Consider the following 21,700-nt stretch of genomic DNA (forward strand, 5'->3'; position numbering starts at 1 on the left):
GCGATGGTCCTTGCGCCCCGCGTCGTTGGGGCGTAAGGACCTGCCGTCTGTGGTGATTTGGCCGGCCGGCTTGCAGCCACGTTAAAGAAGTCGCTAAAAAGGGCCGCTTGAACGGACCGGTTGCGACTCATCGCGGCCGGTTTTTGTTTGGACGGTGAGAGCCTGGCATGGTGGATTTTTCGAAGCTTCATCCCGAAACGCAGCTCGTACAGGGTGGGATCAACCGTAGCCCCTATGGCGAGACCTCGGAATCGCTCTTTTTGACGCAAGGTTTCGTCTATGAGACGGCCGAAGCCGCCGAAGCGCGGTTCAAGGGCGAAGAGCCCGGCTTCATTTATTCTCGTTACGCCAATCCGACCGTCGATATGTTCGAAAAACGGATGTGCCTGCTGGAAGGTGCAGAGGACGCGCGCGCCACGGCATCCGGCATGGCGGCTGTTTCCTCGGCGCTTTTGTGTCAGCTTCAGGCGGGCGATCATATTGTCGCAGCCAAACAGCTGTTCGGCTCCTGCCGATGGGTGGTCGAGACGCTAGCGCCGAAATACGGCATTGAAACCACGCTGATCGACGGCACGAAAACCGAGCAGTGGGAAGCTGCCTGCAAGGCCAACACGAAAGTCTTTTTCTTCGAAAGCCCGACCAATCCGATGCTGGCGCTGATCGACATCGCCGCCGTCGCGAAGCTTGCCAAATCCAAAGGCGTAACCACCGTCATCGACAATGTGTTCGCCACGCCGGTCCTGCAAAAACCTCTGGAACTCGGCATCGACGTCGTCTGCTACTCGGCCACCAAGCACATAGACGGCCAGGGCCGCTGCCTCGGTGGCGTCGTGCTGTCGTCGAAGGAATGGATCGACGAAAATCTGCACGACTACTTCCGCCATACAGGCCCGTCCATGAGCCCGTTCAACGCCTGGACGCTGCTGAAAGGCCTCGAAACGCTATCGCTTCGGGTCGAAAAGCAGACCGACAATGCGGGCAAGGTGGCTGACTGGCTGGCCGAACAGACCGCCATCGGCAAGGTGCTCTACCCCGGACGTGACGACCATCCGCAGGCGGAACTCGCCAGACAGCAGATGAAGGGCGGCTCGACCATGATCTGCTTCGAAATGAAAGGCGGCAAGGCAGCGGCTTTCGCCTTCGAGAACGCGCTGGAAATCATCCGTATCTCGAACAATCTGGGTGACGCGAAGAGCCTTGTGACACATCCGGCCACCACGACGCACAAGAACCTCAGCGAGGAAGCGCGGCTGGAACAGGGCATTTTGCCAGGATCTGTCAGGCTTTCCGTCGGACTGGAGCATTCGGACGATCTGATCGCCGATCTGGCCCAGGCGCTGGAAAAGGCCGGAGCCTAACGGAGCGTCCGCCGCGCCAGCAGAATACGGCTGAGCGTCGTGTAGGCGGTGATACCGGCAAAGAGCGCCGCAAGGATTGGGAACCAGGACGGAAAAAGGCAGGCGAGGACAAAGACGATCAAGGTCTCGCCTGCCTCAGCCAGCCCCGTAGTGAAGAACAGAGATTTTTCACCGCGAGCATTGCTCTGCTCGCCGCGCTTCTCGGCCATTACCGCAAAAGCGAGGAAGCTGCCGCCATTGACGTAGAATGCCAGCAGTAAAACGCCGCCTGCTACGCCGTTCTGTACCGGATCGAGCAGGATGAAAGAGAGTGGCACAAGACCGTAAAAGGCAAAATCCAGCACAATATCCAGAAAGCCGCCAAAATCGCTTGGTTGGGTCCGTTGCGCGATGGCGCCATCCAGACCGTCTCCGAGGCGCGACAGCAGCAGCAGCGGAATGGCAAGCCAGCTATGATCCGTGGCGATGAATGCTGCGCCGATCAGCCCGATCGCGAAAGCGATCAAAGTCATGCCATTGGCCGAGATACCGGCCGCAACGGCGCGATCGGCCAGTCCATCGATCAGCGGCGAGAGTTTTCGCCGGCCCCAGCCATCGATCATGTCACCCCCGTTTGACGGCACCGCTGCCGAACCCAATATGCTGTCATCAAGGAGATCGCCAATATGTACCGCGCCGTTACAGAGGATATCGTCGTTGAGGTGCAACCCTTTTTCCTGCCGGACCATTCCGAACCGCAGGACAATCACTTCGTCTGGGCCTATCGCGTCACCATCGCCAACGGATCGGATCGGGCCGTGCAACTGCGCCGACGCTACTGGAAGATAACCGATGGCGCCGGCCGGGTCGAAGAGGTCGAAGGCGCCGGGGTTGTCGGCGAGGAACCGCGTCTCATGCCGGGCGAGAGCTACACCTATACATCTGGCTGCCCGCTGACAGTGCCTTCAGGGGTGATGCAGGGGCACTATACCATGCAGCTCGATACGGGCGAACGATTCCAGATCGCCATTCCGGCGTTCTCGCTCGATCTGCCCGACGATGAGCGAACGCTCAACTAGAGCGGCGTGACCATGCATTTCTCGCCTTCTGAAGACGTCACGCCTCAACCGTTTCTGTATGTGTAAGCGTAACCATTAAGTGCGGGCGCGCCGCCAAGATGAGCGTAGAGAACCTTCGACCCTGCTTCGAAAAAGCCCTTCCGCACCAAGTCCATCATCCCTTGCATGCTTTTTCCTTCATAGACCGGATCGGTAATCATTGCCTCTGTCCGCGCAGCAAACCGGATCGCATCGTTGGTTTCAGCGGAGGGCACGCCGTAGGCCGGATAAGCGTAGTCAGGATTGATGTGAATCTCGTCATCCGTGACCGCGCGCCCCAGACCAACGAGTTCAGCAGTGCCGTCGACGATCTTGCGCACCTGTGAGCGTGTCTGCTCGACCGTGCCTGAGGCGTCGATACCAATCACGTTTTGCGCGCGGCCATCCTTGGCGAAGCCAACGATCATTCCCGCCTGCGTAGAGCCGGTAACGACGCACACAACGATATAGTCGAACTTGACGCCCATCTCTTCTTCCTGCGCGCGAACCTCTTCTGCGAAGCCGACATAGCCGAGCCCGCCGAGGGGATGGACCGACGCTCCGGCGGGAATACCATAGGGCCGGCCACCCGCATCCTTCACCGACTGGATCGCTTCTTCCCAGCTCTTGCGGATGCCGATATCGAATCCATCATCGACAATCCGGCTATCCGCACCCATCAGGCGCGTGAGCATGATGTTCCCGACACGGTCATAGACGGCGTCTTCATGCGGCACCCAGCTTTCCTGAACCACGACGCATTTCATGCCGAGTTTCGCGGCTGTCGCGGCCACCATGCGGGTATGGTTCGATTGCACGCCGCCGATCGAGACGAGCGTATCCGCCCCTGAAGCGATGGCATCGGGGACAATGTATTCCAGCTTGCGGAGCTTGTTACCGCCCATGGCGAGCCCGGAATTGCAGTCTTCGCGCTTGGCCCAGATTTCCACCTTGCCACCGAGCGCCTCGGTCATTCGCGGCAGAAATTCAATGGCGGTCGGGCCAAATGTGAGTGGGTAGCGTTCGAATTTATCCAGCATCCTGCATCCTTTCCAGATCGGAGGGAAGCATAGGCGGCATCGCACGGAATGTGCTTTCAAAGTTTCTGAGAAAAAGCTGTCTTTCTCTTATAAGATAATACTATTATATCGTTAAATCTCATTTTTATGGAATTTCATGGAATTTTCTGGCAGTTACGACGATCTCGATAAGATCGACCTAGCGATCCTTCGGCACCTCCAGGCTGACGGGAGGCTGAGCAACGCCGAATTGGCGCAGCGCATCAATGTCAGCCCGGCGACCTGCCATCGACGGACGCAGCGATTGTTTGACGAGGGCTATATTGCAGGTGTGCGCGCCCAAGTCGCCCCGGAGAAGGTCGCACTCGGCGCTCTCGTCATCGTCGGGGTCGTCCTTGACCGGTCAACGCCTGAGAGCTTCGCCGCTTTCGAGACCGCTATAACCGACCTGCCCTTTGTGCTGGACTGCCATCTGGTGGCCGGCGATTTCGATTATTTCCTGAAAATCCGTGTCCGCGACATGTCGGATTTCAATCGGCTGCATGGCGACAAGCTGATAGCGCTGCCCGGCGTCAGGCAAACACGCACCTTCTTCGTCATGAAGGAAGTCATCGACAACGCTGCACTGGCATTTTGAGACTACGGCAAAGAGTGAGACTTAAGAGTTTTCTGCAAACTCGCCCGGATCGAATGCGTATTCCGTCGAGCAGAATTCGCAGCGGACCTTGATCGCGCCATCCTCGACACTTTCAGCGCGTTCTTCCTCAGAAAGATTGGTTAGAACCGCTTCGATCTTCTGGCGCGAACAGGAGCAGTCATCCTTTAGCTCTACGCCCTCATAGACGCGAACGCCATGTTCGTGGAACAGGCGGTTAAGCAGTCGTTCTGATCCGACCGTCGGGTCGAGAAGTTCCAGATCCTCGACAGTGCCGACCAGAAGCCGCGCCTCTTGCCAGGCATCGTCGATCAGACTGTCAGCGTCGGTATCGGTATCGGCATCGTCCCCGTCACCGCCGGGCAGGTCGCCCATGCGCATGCGCTCCGGCGCATCGGGTAGAAACTGCGCGACGATGCCGCCGGCACGCCATATTTCATCGCCGCCGGGCAGAACCTGCTGGCCCGCGGCCAGCCGCACATCTGTTGGAATTTGCTCGGACTGACGGAAATAGGTGCGCGCAACGTCCTCGAGCGAAGCGCCGTCGAGCGCCACGATACCCTGATAGCGCTGTGTCTGCGGCCCCTGATCGATGGTGAGCGCGAGAACGCCATCGCCCAGTAATTGCTCAGGTTTGGTTTCGCCCGCGGCGACCGCCAATTGAAGGCGGGTCTCGTCGAACCGCGCATAGGCCCGCAGCGAGCCCGGCACGGTCAGATCGGCTACCAACATATCCACCGGTCCGTCCGTCTTGGTCTGGACGATGAACTTACCGTTGAACTTCAAAGAGGTGCCAAGAAGCGCGACAAGCACCACGACTTCCGCAAGCAGCCGGCTTACCGGCTCCGGATAAGCATGGCGGGACAGGATAGCATCGAGTTCGCGGCCCATCTGAACGACCCGGCCGCGCGTATCGAGATTTTCGACCTGAAAGGGCACGACATGATCGTCGCCGGCATGGCCGTATTCGCCCAGTTCGGGCTGCTCGGCATCGGCCATGTCAGGCCACTCCGCCAAGACACCAGTGAAGAATAGCCTTCTGCGCATGCAGGCGATTTTCGGCTTCGTCGAAGACGACGCTTTGCGGACCGTCCATCACCTCATCGGTGACTTCTTCGCCGCGATGAGCCGGCAGGCAATGCATGAAGAGCGCATCGCTCTTGGCTTGCGCCATAAGATCATCATTGACCTGATAGCGCTGGAAGACATTGTGCCCGCGCGCACGATGCTCCTGGTTCATCGACACCCATGTATCGGTCACGACGCAGTCGGCGCCGTCGACCGCCTGCTGCGGATCGTCGGTCAGTTCGATCTGCGCGCCCTGAGACCGCGCCCATTCGACAAAGCGCTCCTGCGGTTCCGAACCTGCTGGCGTCGCGATGGACAACGCATAACCGAACCGGGCTGCGCCTTCGATCAAGGAATGGGTGACATTGTTACCATCGCCCGTCCAGGCAAACTTCTTGCCTTTCGAGGAACCGCGGTGCTCCTCGAATGTCATGACGTCGGCCATGATCTGGCAGGGATGCGTGTCGTCCGTCAGACCGTTTATCACCGGCACGGTGGCCGCATCCGCAAGCTCAAGCAGCCTGTCATGCTCCAGCGTGCGAACCATAATGATATCGACGAAGCGAGACAGCACTCTGGCTGTGTCGGCAATCGTCTCTGAGCGGCCGAGTTGCATCTCCGCACCCGTGAGCACCACCGTCTCCCCGCCCAGTTGCCGCATCCCGACCTCGAAGGAGACCCGTGTGCGGGTGGATGGCTTTTCAAACACCATGGCGAGCGTCTTGCCAGCGAGCGGTCGATGATTTTCACCATCCGACAAGCTGTCTTTGACAGAGCGAGCGTGATCCAGAATGGCGCGCAACGCTTCAGGCGAGGTTTCGGCGAGATCGAGAAAGTGGCGTGGTGTCACGTTGCTTGTCCGTTTGTTTGCGCCGCGTCCAGCGACAGGGCACTGGCGGCACGGTCCAGCGCATCGAGCGCCCGGCGGATGTCGTCATCCTCGACATTCAGCGGCGGCAAAAAGCGCAGGATATTATCGCCTGCCGGAACCAGTAGAAGATGCTCGTCGCGAACGGCGGAAAGCATCATAGCGGCGGGCTGGCGGCATTTCAGACCAATGAGAAGCCCGGCGCCGCGCACGGTTTCGAAAAGGTCCGGATATGTATCGACAACCGCAGCAAGACCCTGCTTCAGCAGCAACGCCTTTCGGTTGACCTCATCCAGAAAGCCGTCCTCCAGAACCGTTTCGACGACAGCCTTGCCCACAGCCATCGCGAGCGGGTTACCGCCAAAAGTCGAGCCATGTGTGCCGGCGGTCATCGCCGCCGCAGCCTCTTCGGTCGCGAGACATGCCCCCACCGGAAAACCGCCGCCAAGTCCTTTTGCCACAGCCAGAATATCGGGGTTGATCTCTGCCCATTCGTGCGCGAAGAGGCGGCCTGTCCGGCCGATCCCTGTCTGCACCTCATCGAAGATGAGAAGGACGCCATGCTCGTCACACAGATCCCGCAATTCCCTCAGCCACGCGGTCTCCACCGGACGAACGCCTCCCTCGCCCTGGATCGGTTCGATCATCACGGCGGCAGTGGTCGGCGAAGCAATCGCTGCCTTTGCAGCGTCATGATCATCGAACGGAAGCTGGGTGAAGCCCGCAGCCTTCGGTCCGAATCCCTCCAGATATTTCGCCTGACCGCCCGCAGCTATCGTCGCAAGTGTCCTGCCGTGAAACGCGCCTTCGAAGGTGATGATGTCAATCCGCTCGGCATTGTCACGCGCATAGTGGTAGCGCCGGGCCGTCTTGATGGCTGCCTCGACCGCCTCGGCTCCGGAATTGCAGAAGAATGCTCGATCAGCGAAGGAGTTGGCGCATAAAAGCTCCGCCAGTTCACGCTGAATCGGAATTTCGTAAAGGTTGGAGACGTGCCAGAGCTTGGCTGCCTGCTCGGACAAGGCTTCCTGAAGACGTGGGTTAGCATGGCCGAGCGCATTGACCGCGACGCCGGACGCGAAATCGAGATATTTCTCGCCATCCGTCGTCCAGACCCAGGCGCCCTCTCCCCGCTCGAAGGAAAGCGGCGCGCGCGCAAACGTATCGAAGAGCGCCGAACCGCTCATTGCTCACATCTCCCGAGCTGGCAGGCTTTCCGGGGCAGGTGATCAGGCCCTCCGGAGCCCAAAAGCAAAAGCCGCCCCGTTCGCCGAGGCGGCTATCGGCCCGTTATCACGCCGCCCCGGTAAAAAGTCAACGCGCAAGCGCTTTTCCAAGCGTTTGAAAGGTTTCAGACCCGCCATCCACACATTTTTCTGCCAATACCCGCCGATTGAACGAGCGGACTCAATTCCGTCCCAAATTTGGGGAAAACAGACAAAAGCGAATCATGACGACCGGCTAATGCTGGACAGCGAGTCTGCGGGCGGCGTAGGTTTAGCTTGAACTGAGATAACAGGTCTCTGGCGGCGAACCCGATACGGTCAGTTTATCCAACTGCGAGCAAAGTATTTGCTTGCAGGGCCAAGGGATTCAAGAGGCGATGCGGCAAACGAGGAGAATAACCCTATGAGTTGGACAGACGAACGTGTCGAACTACTCAAGAAACTCTGGGCCGACGGCCTGAGCGCGAGCCAGATCGCCAATCAGCTGGGTGGCGTCAGCCGCAATGCGGTGATCGGAAAGGTTCATCGCCTGAAGCTTTCCAGCCGCGGTCGGGCCAGCCAGAAGCCGGCGCGTCCGAAAAAGCCGTCTGCACCGCGGCAGCCTTCCGTGCGCTCTGCGGCACCACGGGCGAGCATGTCCACCGTCATCGCCAGCCAATCGATGCCGCGGACCAGCTCCGCCGGCGCGACGGCGCTGAAGGCGGACTACGCAATCGACGAAGTGGCCGAGCCCGTCTATCAGCCGGCAGCCGAAGTGGTCGTGCCCATGAGCCGGCGTCTGTCCTTGCTGGAATTGAGCGAGCGGACCTGCAAATGGCCGATCGGCGACCCTCTCCACGATGATTTCCACTTCTGCGGCAACGATAGCGGCGAAGGCACACCTTATTGCAAAGGTCACGCGCAGATCGCCTATCAGCAGAATACCGACCGCAAACGTTCACGCTGAACATCTCGGCATCGGATCAGTCGGAGGCATCGCTCTACCCCGGGCGATGCCTTTTTCTATGCCGGCTTGCAAAAGCAGCTTGTCGTTCCGGCCCGTCATCACCACAATCGCTGAGTGATAGACGCCAGGGAACTTGACCGATCATGAGCGAGAATGACGTCGCTGCCGAACATGTCGCATCAATGGATCTTCAACCCGTGGATCTGACCGTCGATGGAAAGAAGCGCCGCTTCGATATTTCCGATCCCGATCTGCCAGGCTGGATTGGCGACAATGCGTTTTCGTCCGGCGGGTATCCTCATGACGACAAACTCAAGCGCGGAACCTATGAAGACCTGCTGGAAGCTCTTCAGGGCGAACTCGTTAAGCTTCACGCTCATATGCAGGCAAATGGCGGTCGTCTGGTGATTCTGTTCGAAGGCCGGGACGCCGCCGGCAAAGGCGGAACCATCAGCCGATTCAGGCACAATCTCAATCCTCGGCATGCACGCATCGTGGCCCTCTCCAAGCCGACCGAAACGGAGAAAGGACAATGGTATTTTCAACGTTATGCGGATCATCTGCCGACCGCCGGCGAAATCGTTCTTTTCGACCGATCCTGGTACAATCGGGCTGTTGTCGAGCCCGTCATGGGATTTTGTACGGAGAGCGAATATCAGGCTTTTCTAGAAGCGGTGAACCCGTTTGAGAAACTACTGACCGACGACGGCATTCATCTTTTCAAGATCTGGCTGAATATCGGTCGCGAGATGCAGTTGGAACGGTTTCACGATCGTGTTCACAATCCGCTGAAATACTGGAAGTTCTCGGCCATCGACCTGAAGGGCATCGGTCTATGGGATAGCTACACCGACTATCGCAACCGCATGTTCGCAGCCACGCATACGGAACATGCGCCATGGACTGTCATCCGCTCGAACGACAAACGTCGTGCACGGATCGAGGCGATCCGCCTTGTTCTTTCATCAATCGATTACGAGGGACGCGATCCGTCGGTGATTGGTGAGGCCGATCCGCAGATCGTCAAGAATGCGCGCGACTTCCTCGCCTCCAAGAGGTAGCGGACCCAGCCAATAAACGGTCGACCGATGGTTTGTGAGTGGTCTTTTCCCAAATATGGGCGCGTTGCCGAATAAGCTGAAACACTGCGCGCCAGGCCGCGAAGGACTGCAATAGCCAGTAGGCTGGCAACAAAATCCAAGTTGACGAAAAAAGGATGCGTTCTTTTAAAGAGGCGGCTTTCGTACCCAGCCACAGAAAAGCGCCGAAGCACAACGCCAAGCTTGTGAAGTCCAGACCATAGAGCGCCAGTTTAAATATATGTGGCTGCTCCTCGCCCCACGCAATATAACCGATCATGTAGAGTGAACTGGCCAGCATGACGGGCAAGAGTAGCGCTGCCCCCGGGATGCCAGACAGAAGTATTTGCGAAAGAAGGAAGTTTCGCGGACCCAGTTCTTTCCAAAGACGGCGTGGGTGACGGTTATGCACCACCCAGCAGACCATCCAGCCTTTCAACCATCGGGTTCGCTGCGGAATCCATGTTCTCACATTGGTAGGAGCGTCCTCGAGTGTCGGCGCGTCGATCACCCCACTTCGATAGCCAGCCCTCGCCATGCGAACGCCGAGATCGGCATCTTCCGTCACATTGTAGGGGTCCCAGCCTCCTACCTCATCAAGAACGGAGCGGCGAAAGTGATTTGAGGTGCCCCCGAGCGGCAGGACACTGCGCATTGCGGCCAAAAAGCGCAGAATACCACGAAACAGCGCCGCATATTCGAATGCGAATTGCTGGGCCAGCCAATGTTTCCCACCATTCGTGACGATCAGCGGCGCCTGCAGGCAGGCGACATCGGGCGGGCTGACCTTGAAGGTCTGCCACGCTTCCAGCAATTGATCGGGATGGGGGCGATCTTCGGCATCGAAAAGACAAACATACTCGCCCCGGCAAGTTTGAAGAGCGAAATTGAGCGCTCGTGGTTTTGTTCTCGGCGTGCCAGGCGGCACTTCCAGAACCTCTACGTGAGCGGGCGGCCGGAGAGCATGGATCGCCTCAATCGTTTCCCTGTCATCGGCTTCGCAGATCAGACGGATTTCCAGCTTGCCGCTCGGCCACCGCAACTGGCCAAGCGCCGTCAATAACTGGCCGACCATGTCCGCTTCACGATAGAGCGCGATAAGGATGGTGTAGACCGGTAATTCGTCGTCATCTTTCAAATGTCTGGAGCGTGGCTTTTTCGTGCCGGCAACGGACACCGCCAAAAGCCGCAGCACCATGCAACTCAGAAAAAAGCAGGACGACAGAATGTGAACCGCGAGCATAAGAAACCCTGGCGCTGCGACGAGACCAAGAAGGACGGAAACGGCAAACACCCCAAGGGCAAAGGACTGCCAGGCATTCGTCATATGCCGGGCGGAGAGATCGGGCCGGTCGACGAAGAGATCGTTACGGGCTTTGCGTTCCAATTCACTGGAAAGTCGTTGGACGAGGGCGTGACGTAGAACCGGACCGGCGACCAGACATGCCTCCCGTTGGCTTTCCGCTGGAAGGAAGTGCGCCCGGCTGACGCTATCTGGAACCAGCCTTCTGTAACGCCCATCCGGCAAACGGTAGCCGATAGCAATATCCTGCCAGCGTATCGCAAGAAGCCCGGCAATATCTTTGTTGGGCAATACCAAATGGTCGGGATCGAGTGAATGAAGCCGTGCCAGGCCGCTTTCTTCTGCGAGAAGGTCCGTCCACTGCGGCCGGTCAAAGCGGCCGCTTGCCAGCACCGCGTCCTCCAGGCACGTCTTGTTTTCGCGAGCGCGGTGGATCGCGTGGCGCAAGTCCGATGAGTTCCACCCCATGCGGATAAGCACGCGAATGATCAGGCGATCGTGATCTGTACAGAAGCGAAAAGAACTGGCTCGTCCAGAATGGACAATATCAGATGGCTCGGCGTCGCCTCGCTTTGAAGGACGGCTGAAATCATCAGCAGACGCTGAGCCGCCAGCAAAATTTGGACGATATTCTACTCTCGCCAGCGCTAGCCGGCTGTCACCTTCTAACATGAACACTGCCCCCTCACGCAGGCCGTGCTCTATACCCGCGCGTTATTCTTATCTTTTATTCAAGATTTTACTCTAATAGGAATCAAATCAAGGTTAAATTTAGGCAGCCGCATCTGTGGCTGGTCGGGTTTCAATCTGTTATGCAACCTGCTCGATACGAACGGTTGGCTCAGTGACGATTACGACCCCTCTCCGATTTTTTCGGGTTTTCTGCCTTTGCGTCGCCATTTCCGGTGCTTTCAAAGCGGCGGTGGCGGAAGGCGAAACGCCTACACAGCCACGGCTTTGGGATGAAACGGAACGCGTGGATCGCGTCGATGCTTCATCGGTGCAACGTTTGCGGTTTCTGACAGTTCTGGACGATCCGCCCTTCGCCTTTTTGGATAAGTTCGGCAAATTGGCAGGAATGAATGTCGATCTAGTCCGCGCTGTATGCGACGAACTTGGTATCGACGAACGCTGCCAAATCCAGGCGCTGCCCTACGATGAATTGACTACCGCTTTGGATGATGGCGGAGGCGACGCCATCATCGCCGGTGTCCCGGCCACCGCTGAAAATCGTGGATCGATGATCTTCACCCGCCCCTACCTTCTGCCGGCGGGGCGTTTCATTACCCGAAAAACGAATGGATTGATCGAAGATCCGACATCTTCTTTCGAGGGCAAACGGGTCGGCGTACTTGCCGGATCGTCGCACGAGAAACTGCTGCGCCGGGACATGCCAGCTGTCGATGTGACCGTATATACGCGCGAAAACTGGATGCTGAGCGATTTGAAGGCTGGCAAAATCGATGCCGTCTTCGGTGACGCGACACGCTATTCGGTCTGGCTGGCCGGGCCGGGCGCGGATGGCTGCTGCGTCTTCGGTTCGGGACCTTATCTCGCGCCCGAATTATTTGGAAATGGCTGGATGATCGTCGTTTCCCGCCGCGATCAGGCGCTTGCCGACGCATTGAACGCTGCGCTCAGATCCATCTCCAATGATGAGCGTTTCGAACAGATCCTTCTTCGTTACTTTCCCCTCGGCATATACTGAATGCAAAGGCGTTGACGGACGCCGGCCAGCCGGCCTACCAGTCCGCCCACTGTAATGCCGGGTACGACCCGACCTGACCATGAGACCCGACATGAGCCTGCCTGCGCTGACCGAAGAAGAATTGTCCGAAAGCTTCCAAAAGGAAGCGGAAACCAGCAAAGCCTGGCCATTCGAAGAAGCGCGCAAGATCGTCAAGCGATACGCGAAGGGCGATTATCCGCAAGGCGGTGTGCTTTTCGAGACCGGCTACGGCCCGTCCGGCCTGCCGCATATCGGCACGTTCGGCGAAGTGGCGCGCACTTCCATGGTGCGTCATGCGTTTCGTGTTCTGACAGGCGACCAGGTACCGACGCATCTTATATGCTTCTCAGACGATCTGGACGGTATGCGCAAAGTACCGGACAATGTGCCTAGCCCCGACGCGCTCGCGCCACATCTGCAAAAGCCTCTGACGGACGTTCCAGACCCGTTCTGCTCCGAGCATGACAGTTTCGGCGCGCACAACAATGCCAAGCTCCGAAGCTTTCTGGATCAGTTCGGCTTCGAATACGAGTTTGCATCGGCAACGGACTTCTACAAATCGGGCCGCTTCGACGATGTTTTGCGCGAAGCCGCGCGCCAGTATCGCAAGATCATGGACGTTATGCTGCCGACGCTTGGCGAGGAGCGTCAGGCGACCTACAGCCCTTTTCTGCCTATCGATCCGAAAACGGGGCGTGTGCTGTATGTGCCGATGAAGCACGTCGACGCGGAAGCCGGCACAATCACCTTCGATGATGGGGAGGGCGAGGAACTCACGCTCCAGATCACCGGCGGCAATGTCAAACTGCAGTGGAAGCCGGATTTTGGCATGCGCTGGGCTGCACTTGGCGTCGACTTCGAAATGTTCGGAAAGGACCACCAGACCAATGCGGCGATCTATGACAAGATCTGCCGTATCCTCGGTGGACGCGCGCCAGAACACTTCGTCTATGAACTGTTTTTGGACGATAAGGGCGAGAAGATCAGCAAGTCGAAGGGCAACGGAATCTCGATCGACGAGTGGCTGACCTATGCGCCGACAGAAAGTCTGGCGCTCTACATGTTTAGCAAGCCGCGCACCGCCAAGCGCCTGCATTTCGATGTCATCCCGCGCGCGGTCGACGAATATTATCAGTTTCTAGCGGCCTATAGCCGACAGGACATCAAGCAGCGGCTGGCAAACCCCGTCTATCATATTCATGCCGGCCATGTGCCGCAGGTGGAAATGCCAATTGCGTTCTCCATGCTGCTCAACCTTGTCTCCGCTTCCAATGCGGAGAATCGCGACGTGATGTGGGGTTTCATCTCGTCCTATGCGCCCGGCACAAGCGCCGAAACCCATCCGGATCTCGACCGGCTAGTCGGTTTCGCGCTGCGCTATTACGAGGATTTCGTAAAGCCAGCCAAAAGCTTCCGCGCGCCCGATACTATCGAGCGCGAGGCGCTGGAGCAGCTCAGGACAAGCTTGCGGACGCAGCCTTCGGATGCCGATGGAGCAGCACTTCAGGATGCCGCACTCGACGTCGCGCGCGGTATCGAACGCTATCAGGATCACAACAAGAAGAGCCCGAGCGGAGGCCCAGGGGTATCGGTCGCGTTTTTCCAGATGCTTTATGAGGTGCTTCTCGGTCAGGAGCGCGGGCCGCGCTTCGGTTCTTTCGTCGCCCTATACGGGACGGAACGAACGGCCGCTCTGATCGATCAGGCGCTCGCGGGCAAACTCGCCGACGCCTGATCCGCTATTTCTTTTCCAGAAGAAGGCTTGTGTCTTTCTTCAGCTTACCAAGAATTTTGTCCGCCATACCGGCGAGCAGCATCGGCAGGCGAACCTCGATCCGCACGTCGTCCTCGCGCACTTCGATCTCGCCTGTCACGTTCTGTCCCAGAGCCTTGGCATCGAAATGGCAGGTATCGGCTTCCCAGCGACTATTCAGCGCGATGCCCATGCCGATATCGCCGGCATAACGATCGAATCCGCCTTTGATGCGCGTCAACGCCTCTTCCTTGGACAGGTCGTGAGAAAGGGTCATGCTGACAGGCTTGGCCATCTGATATAGCGCTCCGCATCGTGGTTTAGCTGGCGAGCCATGTCGCCTCCGACGATGCATATGGGGTGTTTGGGCGTTTATTGAAAGGCTTCCGCCGAAGTGGAAACGGCGGTGCCGGAAATATCCTCCATCAGGTCCGCGTCGTCCGTCAAATCGGGTGATGGAAGGATGGTCGCGACGGGGTAGGTCCATTTTGGGGTCGGCAGATTTTCGCTTGGATCGCGACCCGCGGCAGCCAGACAATTTTCTCTTGCTGCCTCGCAATCGCCCGGAGACCACCCACCGAGGCCGAAAAGTCCCAGACCCTTGCGACGTGCGTCCTCACTCAAAGCAGTAAGATCGACCGCGCCCGCACGTTCAGAGGAAGGCGCGGTGTGCCTGTCTTCTCCCACCTGCTGTTCATCTTCGAATGGAAGCGCCCAGCCATTGGCCACAAGCCAGGTCGCTACGTCTTCGCCCGCCAGAAGGCAGGACGTCCGGACCGTCCTATCTTCCGATGACGCGGTAGCGCCGCTTTTCTGCTCCGGCGGCAGAAGGCATGTGATCGCGCGGGCTCGAACCCATCGTCGCACCGAAGCGCGGGCGATTGTGCCGCAACGCCTGGAGGACGCGCCGCAACGCTCCCCGGCTTTCGGCGCGGATACCCCCTCGATCAGAATGTCATATTCGCCAACCCGGATGCTGCCGGCGGCGATGACCTGCGGGCGAAACATGCGACGCCATACCCAATCTTCCGCGGCCGATTGCGCTGTCGCCTGCCGATGAAGAACCTGGCGGGCCGCAGGGCTTGCCAAGGGAGAGAGCGGGTCACGCGACGGCGCGCGCTGGAACTCCAACACATTGAAGTCCGGGGAAATCCATCCGGGCGCGATGCGGCGAACCTTCTTACCGGCGATGGCGTTCGAGCTTACGGAACCGGCCAAGGGCTGCGTCGGCGAACCTGCCTCTTCTGCGAAACCGGGCCAAGCGACAAGCGTCGAGATAATCAGAGTGGCGAGCGCCCGACTAGGAAACGCCCGCACCGCAGCGGATCGCAGGGTTTGGATTACTGACTGGCCCAGAGAATACGAGCGACCCATTCGATCTCTTCCATCGCAAAGGTACGCGGCGGATGATCGGGGTTGAGAGAGCTAAGGTCAATGCTGTCTTCGGCGTGCCTGTCCAGAATTTTGGCCATCACTTCGCCTTTGCGAGTGCGTGCGACGACGCGGTCTCCGGTATGCAGCGCGGCGTTCGGCGAAAGGATGAGGCGATCGCCATCGCGATAGACAGGCTCCATGCTGTTGCCGTGAACCTGAAGCGCCCAGTAGTTTTCACCGCCGTTCGCGGGAAACTCTATTGCGTCCAGCCCTTCGCCGGCCGGATATCCGGCATCGTCGAACCAGCCGCCGGACCCAGCTTCAGCGAAACCGAGAAGCGGAATCTCGAAATGTGTCTGGTCCTGATCGGACAGCCCGCTTCCAGCCGCCGTCGGCCGATCGGCCGAGACGAAATTGGCGAAATCGAAAATGCTGCGATCCGTCGCGTCGAGCACCTTGAAGATCGATTCCGTTGACGGCCAGCGATTGCGGCCACCCTTACTGACCCGCTTGCTGGGATTGAACGTTGTGGGGTCGAGACCCGCACGACGCGCGAGAGCGGAGGGGCTAAGGCCTGCCTCCGCCGCCAACTGATCCAGTGCTTTCCAAACATTCGTGTGCGTCGTCACGCGCATTACCTGTCAATTCTACAACCTTTACGATGTCTAGGTTGAGAGAAGTCGACTGTCCATAGCGTTTACGTAATATGTCACATAGGAAGATTTTGATTATTCGCCTGTGTAGGGCGCACGGGCTGTCATCAGGGCGCTTTCCAGGTATTCGATACGGTCCTGCCCGAAGAAAAGCTCGCCGTTCAGCACGTAAGTCGGCACACCCAACACACCGAGTGCCACAGCCTGTTCCGAATACTCTTTTCGCCTTTGAGAAACGCCTTCAGATCGCGCTTCCCCTATGAGTTCGTCGCTTGGAAGATCGCAGGCTGTCAAAATCGAGGCGACAACATCTTCATTGCCAATATCCTGTTCACGTATCCACAGGGCCCGGAATGTTTCGAGCATGAAATGACGTGGCTCCAGATCGCGTTCGACCAAGGCGATCACCACCCTGTCGGCAAGGGATGGGTCTGTCGGGAAGTGGGCTGGCTGAGGATTGATCGATACGTCGCGCATTTCGGCAATGCGCTGCAGCTCCACCAGACGGTAACGTTTCCGCGCGTCAGAGCGCTGAGCGAGTGGCACGGCGCCAGCCGCCGGAAACACAATGCCGAGATCGACCGGGAGGTATCGAAGCGTGACCTTCATACGGTCAGCGACGGCACACAATGTCTCATGTCCGAGATAGGAAAAGGGCGAAATGCTAGAGAAGTAATAATCGACTGTTACGCTCAACGGTCAGCAACTCCTGAACGGCACCCTCCGCCCAACTCTGACAAACATATGTTAAGCGGCCAGAATTTTTCCACCCCGGAAAAGTGATTGTCATGCGTTTCGTGTTGCAAAAAAGAACCCGGCCAAGAATGGCCGGGCCATGATATTCGACGCCGCTTCCGCGTCAGGCGGCCTTCTGGCCGACCGGGAAACGTTCATAGAACGTCTGATCCTTCGATGCCATGTCGCGTAGCAACTCCGGCACCGCGAACTGTTCGCCATATTCGGCCTTCAACTCATTGGCCCGTTCGACGAATGCCTCGACCCCAAACCCGTCGATGTAAGACAGCGCACCGCCCGAATAGGGTGCAAAGCCGAAGGCGAGGATCGAGCCGACATCTGCTTCTCGCGGGTCTTCGACGATCCCCTCTTCCATCACGCGCGCCGCCTCGATGGCGATGGTGAAAAGGAAGCGCTCTTCCAACGTCCCGACATCCAGAGTATCGGCGGCCTTCTGGTCGAACATCTCCTTCAGGCCGGGCCAGAGGTGCTTCTTGGCCGGCTTTTCGGGATAATCGTAAAAGCCCTTTCCGGCCTTTCTGCCAAGACGTCCCTTCTCGACCAATTCGTCGACCATTTTCATGTGCCGCTGATCGATGGCGTCGTCGCCGAGATCGCGGGCGGTCTGGCGCATGATCTTCTGGGACAGGTCGATTGCCGTCTCATCGTTCAGCGCCAGCGGACCGACTGGCATGCCAGCCATCTTCGCCGCGTTCTCGATCATTGCCGGCGGTATGCCCTCGACCAGCATGTTGTAAGCTTCGGAAATATAACGCAGCACACAGCGATTGACGTAGAAACCGCGCGTATCGTTGACGACGATCGGCGTCTTGCCGATGGCGCGAACGTAATCGATGGCGGTCGCCAGAGCCTTTTCGCCCGTTTTTTCACCGAGGATGATCTCGACCAGCATCATCTTGTCGACCGGCGAGAAGAAGTGGATACCGATGAACTGGTCCGGTTTCTTCGAATTTTCCGCCAGCGACGAGATCGGAATGGTTGAGGTATTGGACGCAAAGACGGTGCCGTCCGGGATGACTGCTTCGGCGCTTTCGGTCGCGGCTTTCTTGACGCCGCTATCCTCGAACACCGCCTCGACGATCAGGTCGCAGCCTTCCAGATCGGCATAATCCGCCGTTGTCGTGATGCGCGACAGAAGCTCTTCCTTGTCCGATTCGGTGGCGCGCCGCTTCTTGATCCGGCCATCCATGATGCCGGCGGCATGCTGGCGGCCCTTCTCAGCACTCTCGGAATCGCGATCCAGCAGGACGACATCGATGCCGGCCTTGGCCGTGACATAGCCTATGCCTGCGCCCATGAAGCCGCCGCCTCCGAGGACGCCGACCTTCTTGAACTGACTTTTTTCCACACCGTCGGGACGGCGCGCGCCCTTGTTCAATTCCTGCAGGCTGATGAAGAGCGAGCGCACCATCATGGCCGCCTCGGTCGTACGAAGGATCTCGGTGAAATAGCGCTGCTCGATGGTCAGGCCCGTATCGATCGGCACCTGAAGACCCTCGAAAACGCACTTCAGGATTGCTTCAGCAGCCGGATAGTTGCCATAGGTCTGCTTGCGCAGGATGGCGATCGCCGGCGGCCAGAGCTGGCTGCCCGCACCGGAATAGACGGGCGTGCCCGGAGCCTTGAACTTCTTCTTATCCCACGGCGCTTCGGGATCGACCTCCCCGGCCCTAAGCTTGGCTTTGGCGGCATCGATCAGTTCGTCCGCCGGCGCGACCTCATGGATAAGGCCGGTCTTCTGCGCCTTGGCCGCATCCATCGGCGAGCCGGTGGTCATGAATTTCAGCGCTTCCTGAGTGTCGATCAGGCGCGGAACACGCTGCGTGCCGCCAGCGCCGGGGAAGATGCCGACCTTCACTTCCGGCAGGGCGATCTTCACCTTTTCGCTATCGGCAGCGACGCGATAGTGGCACGACAGCGCCAGTTCCGTCGCGCCGCCCATGCATGTGCCGTTGATCGCGGCGACCCATGGCTTGCCGTTGGTCTCGATCTTTCGCCACAGCCATGACATGCGGCCCGCGCCCTCGAAGAGTTCCTTCATGCCCTCTTCGGTCGGGTTCTGCTTCAACTCCTGAATGCGCTCCATCCGGCCATTGAGCATCGAAAGGTCCGCGCCGCCGGAAAAAGAGGCTGTCTTGCCGGAGGTGAAGATGACGCCCTTGACGGACTCGTCGCCGCTGGTCGCGTCGCAGATCGTCTCGATCTCGTCCATTACCTCTTCGGTGAAGACGTTCATCGATTTGTCCGGCATGTCCCAGGTGACAAGCACGATACCGTCGCTATCGGTCTCGACAGTGAAATTCTTATAATCGGTCATTTCTATCCTCCTCAGTGCGCGCCATGGCCGGCATGGCCATCGCCATAGCCGCGCGCCTGCGCATAGAGCATTCTCTGATGTTGGGTCAGGACGGGCGATGTCGTCAGATGGGCGTTGAGATGCGTCGCGCGCAGCTTTGCCTCGATTTCAGCGACGTCCATGGTCAGCGTGCGCACCTGATCCGGTGTCGCCTCACCGCTTGCGAACAGCGCGTCCAGCTTTGCCTCGGCGGCGATCAGTTCCGCGCCAAGAACCTTCGCATTGGTGTTCATGTCGTCGAAAATGGCCTGAATCTCGGCGCGTTGATCATCCTTCAGGTCGATCTCGTCGGCCATATCCAGCACATGCCTCGGGCCAGGCAGGCCATTCAGTTCGGCGGCAAGCGCGAAGCCGGCGCCACGACCTGCGATCAGATCGTCCTGCCGCTCCGGCGACAGGGCCTTGATCTCACGATTTTGCAAGTCGGCATAGGGCTGCTGGGTTTCATTCTGCGCTGCGAAGGCTCCGCCCGAAAGGAGGGCAATCGCCGCCATGGCAATCAACCGGCGCATCGTCACACCCGCTCGATGATGGTCGCGGTGCCCATGCCGGCGCCGATACAGAGCGTGCAAAGGCCGACATTGACGTCGCGGCGCTCCATCTCGTCCAGCAGGGTGCCGAGGATCATCGCACCGGTCGCGCCGAGCGGATGGCCCATCGCAATCGCGCCGCCATTGACGTTCATTTTGTCGTGATCGATGTCGAAGGCCTGCATATAGCGCAACACTACCGCCGCGAAGGCCTCATTCAGTTCGAACAGGTCGATATCCGACAATTCCATGCCGGCGCGCTTCAGCAGTTTTTCGGTGACATCGACCGGGCCCGTCAGCATCAATGCCGGGTCGGAGCCAACATTGGTGAATGCACGAATACGCGCGCGTGGCTTCATGCCCATTGCTTTGCCAGCCTCATCCGAGCCGAGCAGGACGGCGGCCGCACCATCGACGATGCCCGACGAATTGCCCGCGTGATGAACGTGGTTCACGGCTTCGATCTCGGGATGCGCCTGAATGCCGACAGCGTCGAAGCCGCCCATCTCACCGGGCATCACGAAGGATGGGTTGAGTGACGCAAGCGACTGCATGTCGGTGCTTGGCCGCATGTGCTCGTCTCGGTCCAGAATGGTGAGGCCGTTTTGGTCCGTGACCGGCACGACCGACTTGTCAAAACGACCATCCTTCCATGCCGCCTCGGCGCGCTTCTGGCTTTCGACCGCGTAAGCATCGACATCGTCGCGGGAGAAGCCGTATTTCGTAGCGATCAGATCTGCCGACACGCCCTGCGGCATAAAATAGGCGGGCATACCAACGGATGGGTCGAATATCCATGCGCCGCCGCTCATGCCCATGCCGACACGGCTCATGCTTTCCACGCCGCCGGCGATGACCAGATCGTCCGATCCAGCCGCAATTTTGCCTGCGCCGAGATTGACGGCGTCCAGGCCCGATGCGCAAAAGCGTGAAATCTGTACGCCCGGCGCAGCAAAATCGTAACCGGCCTCAAATGCCGCCGCACGTGGAATGACACCTCCTGCTTCGCCGACGGGATCGACGCAGCCGAAAATGATGTCATCGACTTTGGACGTGTCTAAGCCGTTTCGGTCCCGCACTTCTTCCAGCACATGGCTGGCAAGGCGGACGGACGGCACCTCGTGCAGCGATCCGTCCTTTTTGCCCCGCCCGCGTGGCGTCCGCACCGCGTCGTAGATATAGGCGTCAGCCATTCTCATCTCTCCCTTTTCGCGCCGCCGCTTAGGAGCTTCTGGCGCTGTTCCTTCGTGCGGCTCCGTTTCGGACCGCCAAACTCTTTCATTCGGGCGCGATCAGCCCTCGAATGCGCGTGGCATCAACGCTTCGGGCGGCTGCCATCCCGGCAGCGCCTTGATCCGTTCGACCCAGGCCGCGACATTCGGATAATCAGCAAGATCGACGCCGATCTCGTCTGGCCAGTTGAAATATCCGAAGCAGGCAAGGTCGGCGATGGTGCAGCGATCGGCCGCCAGCCATTCGCGGCCCATCAGACGGTGGTTCATGATATCCAGCGCGGCCACGAAACGTCCGTGCAGAAACTGAACGCTTTCGGTTTCGCCCGTCTTCTTCAAGTGCCGAAGAAAACGGAGCGGGCCGCCATAGCCGGAGACCTTCTGGCTATCGAAGAGCAGCCAACGCAGCACTTCGAACTCCTCGGCCTCGGTTTGCGGGCCAAAGGTGCCGAAATGACGTGCCAAATAGGTCAGGATCGCGCCGGACTGGGTCAGGGTGAAATCGCCGTCCTGCCGATGATGGATCAGGACGGGGACTTCCCCCATGACATTGGTTTCCGTCCGCCAATCGTCCTGCCGCGTTTCTCCCTTGAAGAACTCGACCTTGACCGGCTCCCAATCCGCTCCGTTCAGCGCCAGCATCAGCGCTGCCTTGTAGGCGTTTCCGCTCTCATAGAAGCAGTGGAGGGTGAACTCGGCCATGGCCAACTCCCTTTGGT

Annotated in this window: 21 protein-coding genes and 1 riboswitch; of the genes, 7 read left to right on the forward strand and 14 right to left on the reverse strand. The window is 58.9% G+C overall.

The window, feature by feature from the left end; genetic code table 11:
• Window positions 1-39: 39 nt before the first annotated feature.
• Window positions 40-118: riboswitch (SAM riboswitch) on the forward strand.
• Window positions 119-167: 49 nt separating this feature from the next.
• A complete protein-coding gene (locus NIM86_RS04170) occupies window positions 168-1,358 on the forward strand; it encodes an O-succinylhomoserine sulfhydrylase (protein ID WP_253379398.1) in 1,191 nt (396 codons plus the stop codon).
• Here NIM86_RS04170 and NIM86_RS04175 read toward each other — a convergent pair.
• Window positions 1,355-1,960, reverse strand: a complete 606-nt coding sequence (locus NIM86_RS04175; RefSeq protein WP_253380705.1) for a CDP-alcohol phosphatidyltransferase family protein — start codon at window positions 1,958-1,960, stop codon at window positions 1,355-1,357. The genes NIM86_RS04170 and NIM86_RS04175 overlap by 4 nt on opposite strands.
• A gap of 63 nt (window positions 1,961-2,023) precedes the next feature.
• On the opposite strand from NIM86_RS04175, the gene apaG reads away from it, so the two are divergent.
• The gene (gene apaG, locus NIM86_RS04180) at window positions 2,024-2,416 is read left to right on the forward strand and encodes a Co2+/Mg2+ efflux protein ApaG (protein WP_253379401.1); all 393 of its coding nucleotides are present in this window, start codon (window positions 2,024-2,026) and stop codon (window positions 2,414-2,416) included.
• A gap of 44 nt (window positions 2,417-2,460) precedes the next feature.
• On the opposite strand, the gene NIM86_RS04185 is transcribed toward apaG, so the two are convergent.
• Window positions 2,461-3,474, reverse strand: a complete 1,014-nt coding sequence (locus tag NIM86_RS04185) for a 1-aminocyclopropane-1-carboxylate deaminase (protein WP_253379403.1) — start codon at window positions 3,472-3,474, stop codon at window positions 2,461-2,463.
• Window positions 3,475-3,610: 136 nt separating this feature from the next.
• Between NIM86_RS04185 and NIM86_RS04190 the strand changes: the two genes are divergently transcribed.
• Complete coding sequence (locus tag NIM86_RS04190; protein ID WP_253379405.1) at window positions 3,611-4,090, forward strand: Lrp/AsnC family transcriptional regulator; 480 nt, start codon at window positions 3,611-3,613, stop codon at window positions 4,088-4,090.
• Between the two features lie 21 nt (window positions 4,091-4,111).
• Here NIM86_RS04190 and NIM86_RS04195 read toward each other — a convergent pair whose 3' ends face one another.
• The 3 genes from NIM86_RS04195 to NIM86_RS04205 are packed head-to-tail and all read right to left on the reverse strand — an operon-like array spanning window position 4,112 to window position 7,231.
• Window positions 4,112-5,107: an Hsp33 family molecular chaperone gene (locus NIM86_RS04195; RefSeq protein WP_253379407.1), complete on the reverse strand. Its 996-nt coding sequence runs from the start codon at window positions 5,105-5,107 to the stop codon at window positions 4,112-4,114.
• 1 nt (window position 5,108) lies between these two features.
• A complete protein-coding gene (argF, locus tag NIM86_RS04200; protein ID WP_253379413.1) occupies window positions 5,109-6,026 on the reverse strand; it encodes an ornithine carbamoyltransferase in 918 nt (305 codons plus the stop codon).
• Window positions 6,023-7,231, reverse strand: coding sequence for an aspartate aminotransferase family protein (locus NIM86_RS04205; protein ID WP_253379414.1), 1,209 nt, complete (start codon window positions 7,229-7,231; stop codon window positions 6,023-6,025). Before NIM86_RS04205 ends, argF begins: the two co-directional genes overlap by 4 nt.
• A gap of 442 nt (window positions 7,232-7,673) precedes the next feature.
• Between NIM86_RS04205 and NIM86_RS04210 the strand changes: the two genes are divergently transcribed.
• Entirely contained in the window at window positions 7,674-8,216 is a 543-nt protein-coding gene (locus NIM86_RS04210; RefSeq protein ID WP_253379415.1) for a GcrA family cell cycle regulator, read from the forward strand.
• Between the two features lie 143 nt (window positions 8,217-8,359).
• Window positions 8,360-9,277, forward strand: a complete 918-nt coding sequence (ppk2, locus tag NIM86_RS04215; RefSeq protein WP_253379416.1) for a polyphosphate kinase 2 — start codon at window positions 8,360-8,362, stop codon at window positions 9,275-9,277.
• Here the strand turns inward: ppk2 and NIM86_RS04220 are convergent.
• On the reverse strand, window positions 9,240-11,045 hold the full coding sequence (locus NIM86_RS04220; protein ID WP_253379420.1) for a glycosyltransferase family 2 protein: 1,806 nt from the start codon (window positions 11,043-11,045) through the stop codon (window positions 9,240-9,242). The two genes, ppk2 and NIM86_RS04220, sit on opposite strands and share 38 nt — an antisense overlap.
• Window positions 11,046-11,442: 397 nt before the next feature.
• Between NIM86_RS04220 and NIM86_RS04225 the strand changes: the two genes are divergently transcribed.
• Window positions 11,443-12,306: a transporter substrate-binding domain-containing protein gene (locus NIM86_RS04225; RefSeq protein ID WP_253379422.1), complete on the forward strand. Its 864-nt coding sequence runs from the start codon at window positions 11,443-11,445 to the stop codon at window positions 12,304-12,306.
• Window positions 12,307-12,397: 91 nt separating this feature from the next.
• Window positions 12,398-14,062, forward strand: a complete 1,665-nt coding sequence (locus NIM86_RS04230) for a lysine--tRNA ligase (RefSeq protein WP_253379429.1) — start codon at window positions 12,398-12,400, stop codon at window positions 14,060-14,062.
• 4 nt (window positions 14,063-14,066) lie between these two features.
• Here the strand turns inward: NIM86_RS04230 and NIM86_RS04235 are convergent, their stop codons facing one another.
• The 8 genes from NIM86_RS04235 to NIM86_RS04270 all read right to left on the reverse strand — a co-directional run bounded on the left by NIM86_RS04235 (window position 14,067) and on the right by NIM86_RS04270 (window position 21,683).
• The gene (locus NIM86_RS04235) at window positions 14,067-14,375 is read right to left on the reverse strand and encodes a polyhydroxyalkanoic acid system family protein (protein ID WP_253379432.1); all 309 of its coding nucleotides are present in this window, start codon (window positions 14,373-14,375) and stop codon (window positions 14,067-14,069) included.
• 77 nt (window positions 14,376-14,452) lie between these two features.
• On the reverse strand, window positions 14,453-15,454 hold the full coding sequence (locus NIM86_RS04240; RefSeq protein ID WP_253379433.1) for a thermonuclease family protein: 1,002 nt from the start codon (window positions 15,452-15,454) through the stop codon (window positions 14,453-14,455).
• Window positions 15,421-16,083 (reverse strand): helix-turn-helix transcriptional regulator, encoded by a 663-nt coding sequence (locus NIM86_RS04245; protein ID WP_253379434.1) that lies wholly within the window; start codon window positions 16,081-16,083, stop codon window positions 15,421-15,423. The genes NIM86_RS04240 and NIM86_RS04245 overlap by 34 nt, the downstream gene beginning before the upstream one ends.
• Window positions 16,084-16,182: 99 nt before the next feature.
• Window positions 16,183-16,803 (reverse strand): 2-hydroxychromene-2-carboxylate isomerase, encoded by a 621-nt coding sequence (locus NIM86_RS04250; protein ID WP_253379437.1) that lies wholly within the window; start codon window positions 16,801-16,803, stop codon window positions 16,183-16,185.
• Between the two features lie 163 nt (window positions 16,804-16,966).
• Window positions 16,967-19,180 (reverse strand): 3-hydroxyacyl-CoA dehydrogenase NAD-binding domain-containing protein, encoded by a 2,214-nt coding sequence (locus NIM86_RS04255; RefSeq protein ID WP_253379440.1) that lies wholly within the window; start codon window positions 19,178-19,180, stop codon window positions 16,967-16,969.
• A gap of 11 nt (window positions 19,181-19,191) precedes the next feature.
• Entirely contained in the window at window positions 19,192-19,731 is a 540-nt protein-coding gene (locus NIM86_RS04260) for a Spy/CpxP family protein refolding chaperone (RefSeq protein ID WP_253379441.1), read from the reverse strand.
• Between the two features lie 2 nt (window positions 19,732-19,733).
• Window positions 19,734-20,942, reverse strand: coding sequence for an acetyl-CoA C-acetyltransferase (locus NIM86_RS04265; RefSeq protein WP_253379442.1), 1,209 nt, complete (start codon window positions 20,940-20,942; stop codon window positions 19,734-19,736).
• Between the two features lie 99 nt (window positions 20,943-21,041).
• Entirely contained in the window at window positions 21,042-21,683 is a 642-nt protein-coding gene (locus NIM86_RS04270; RefSeq protein WP_253379444.1) for a glutathione S-transferase family protein, read from the reverse strand.
• Window positions 21,684-21,700: the final 17 nt, after the last annotated feature.

It is taken from the genome of Notoacmeibacter sp. MSK16QG-6 (assembly GCF_024158145.1).
Classification (GTDB): Bacteria; Pseudomonadota; Alphaproteobacteria; order Rhizobiales; family Rhizobiaceae; genus Notoacmeibacter.

Bases quoted from the DNA above. Each gene is read 5' to 3' on its own strand.
- NIM86_RS04170 (WP_253379398.1), top strand. From the start codon at position 168: ATGGTGGATTTTTCGAAGCTTCATCCCGAAACGCAGCTCGTACAGGGT.
- NIM86_RS04175 (WP_253380705.1), bottom strand. From the start codon at position 1,960: ATGATCGATGGCTGGGGCCGGCGAAAACTCTCGCCGCTGATCGATGGA.
- apaG (WP_253379401.1), top strand. From the start codon at position 2,024: ATGTACCGCGCCGTTACAGAGGATATCGTCGTTGAGGTGCAACCCTTT.
- NIM86_RS04185 (WP_253379403.1), bottom strand. From the start codon at position 3,474: ATGCTGGATAAATTCGAACGCTACCCACTCACATTTGGCCCGACCGCC.
- NIM86_RS04190 (WP_253379405.1), top strand. From the start codon at position 3,611: ATGGAATTTTCTGGCAGTTACGACGATCTCGATAAGATCGACCTAGCG.
- NIM86_RS04195 (WP_253379407.1), bottom strand. From the start codon at position 5,107: ATGGCCGATGCCGAGCAGCCCGAACTGGGCGAATACGGCCATGCCGGC.
- NIM86_RS04205 (WP_253379414.1), bottom strand. From the start codon at position 7,231: ATGAGCGGTTCGGCGCTCTTCGATACGTTTGCGCGCGCGCCGCTTTCC.
- NIM86_RS04210 (WP_253379415.1), top strand. From the start codon at position 7,674: ATGAGTTGGACAGACGAACGTGTCGAACTACTCAAGAAACTCTGGGCC.
- ppk2 (WP_253379416.1), top strand. From the start codon at position 8,360: ATGAGCGAGAATGACGTCGCTGCCGAACATGTCGCATCAATGGATCTT.
- NIM86_RS04230 (WP_253379429.1), top strand. From the start codon at position 12,398: ATGAGCCTGCCTGCGCTGACCGAAGAAGAATTGTCCGAAAGCTTCCAA.
- NIM86_RS04235 (WP_253379432.1), bottom strand. From the start codon at position 14,375: ATGGCCAAGCCTGTCAGCATGACCCTTTCTCACGACCTGTCCAAGGAA.
- NIM86_RS04240 (WP_253379433.1), bottom strand. From the start codon at position 15,454: ATGGGTCGCTCGTATTCTCTGGGCCAGTCAGTAATCCAAACCCTGCGA.
- NIM86_RS04255 (WP_253379440.1), bottom strand. From the start codon at position 19,180: ATGACCGATTATAAGAATTTCACTGTCGAGACCGATAGCGACGGTATC.
- NIM86_RS04260 (WP_253379441.1), bottom strand. From the start codon at position 19,731: ATGCGCCGGTTGATTGCCATGGCGGCGATTGCCCTCCTTTCGGGCGGA.
- NIM86_RS04265 (WP_253379442.1), bottom strand. From the start codon at position 20,942: ATGGCTGACGCCTATATCTACGACGCGGTGCGGACGCCACGCGGGCGG.
- NIM86_RS04270 (WP_253379444.1), bottom strand. From the start codon at position 21,683: ATGGCCGAGTTCACCCTCCACTGCTTCTATGAGAGCGGAAACGCCTAC.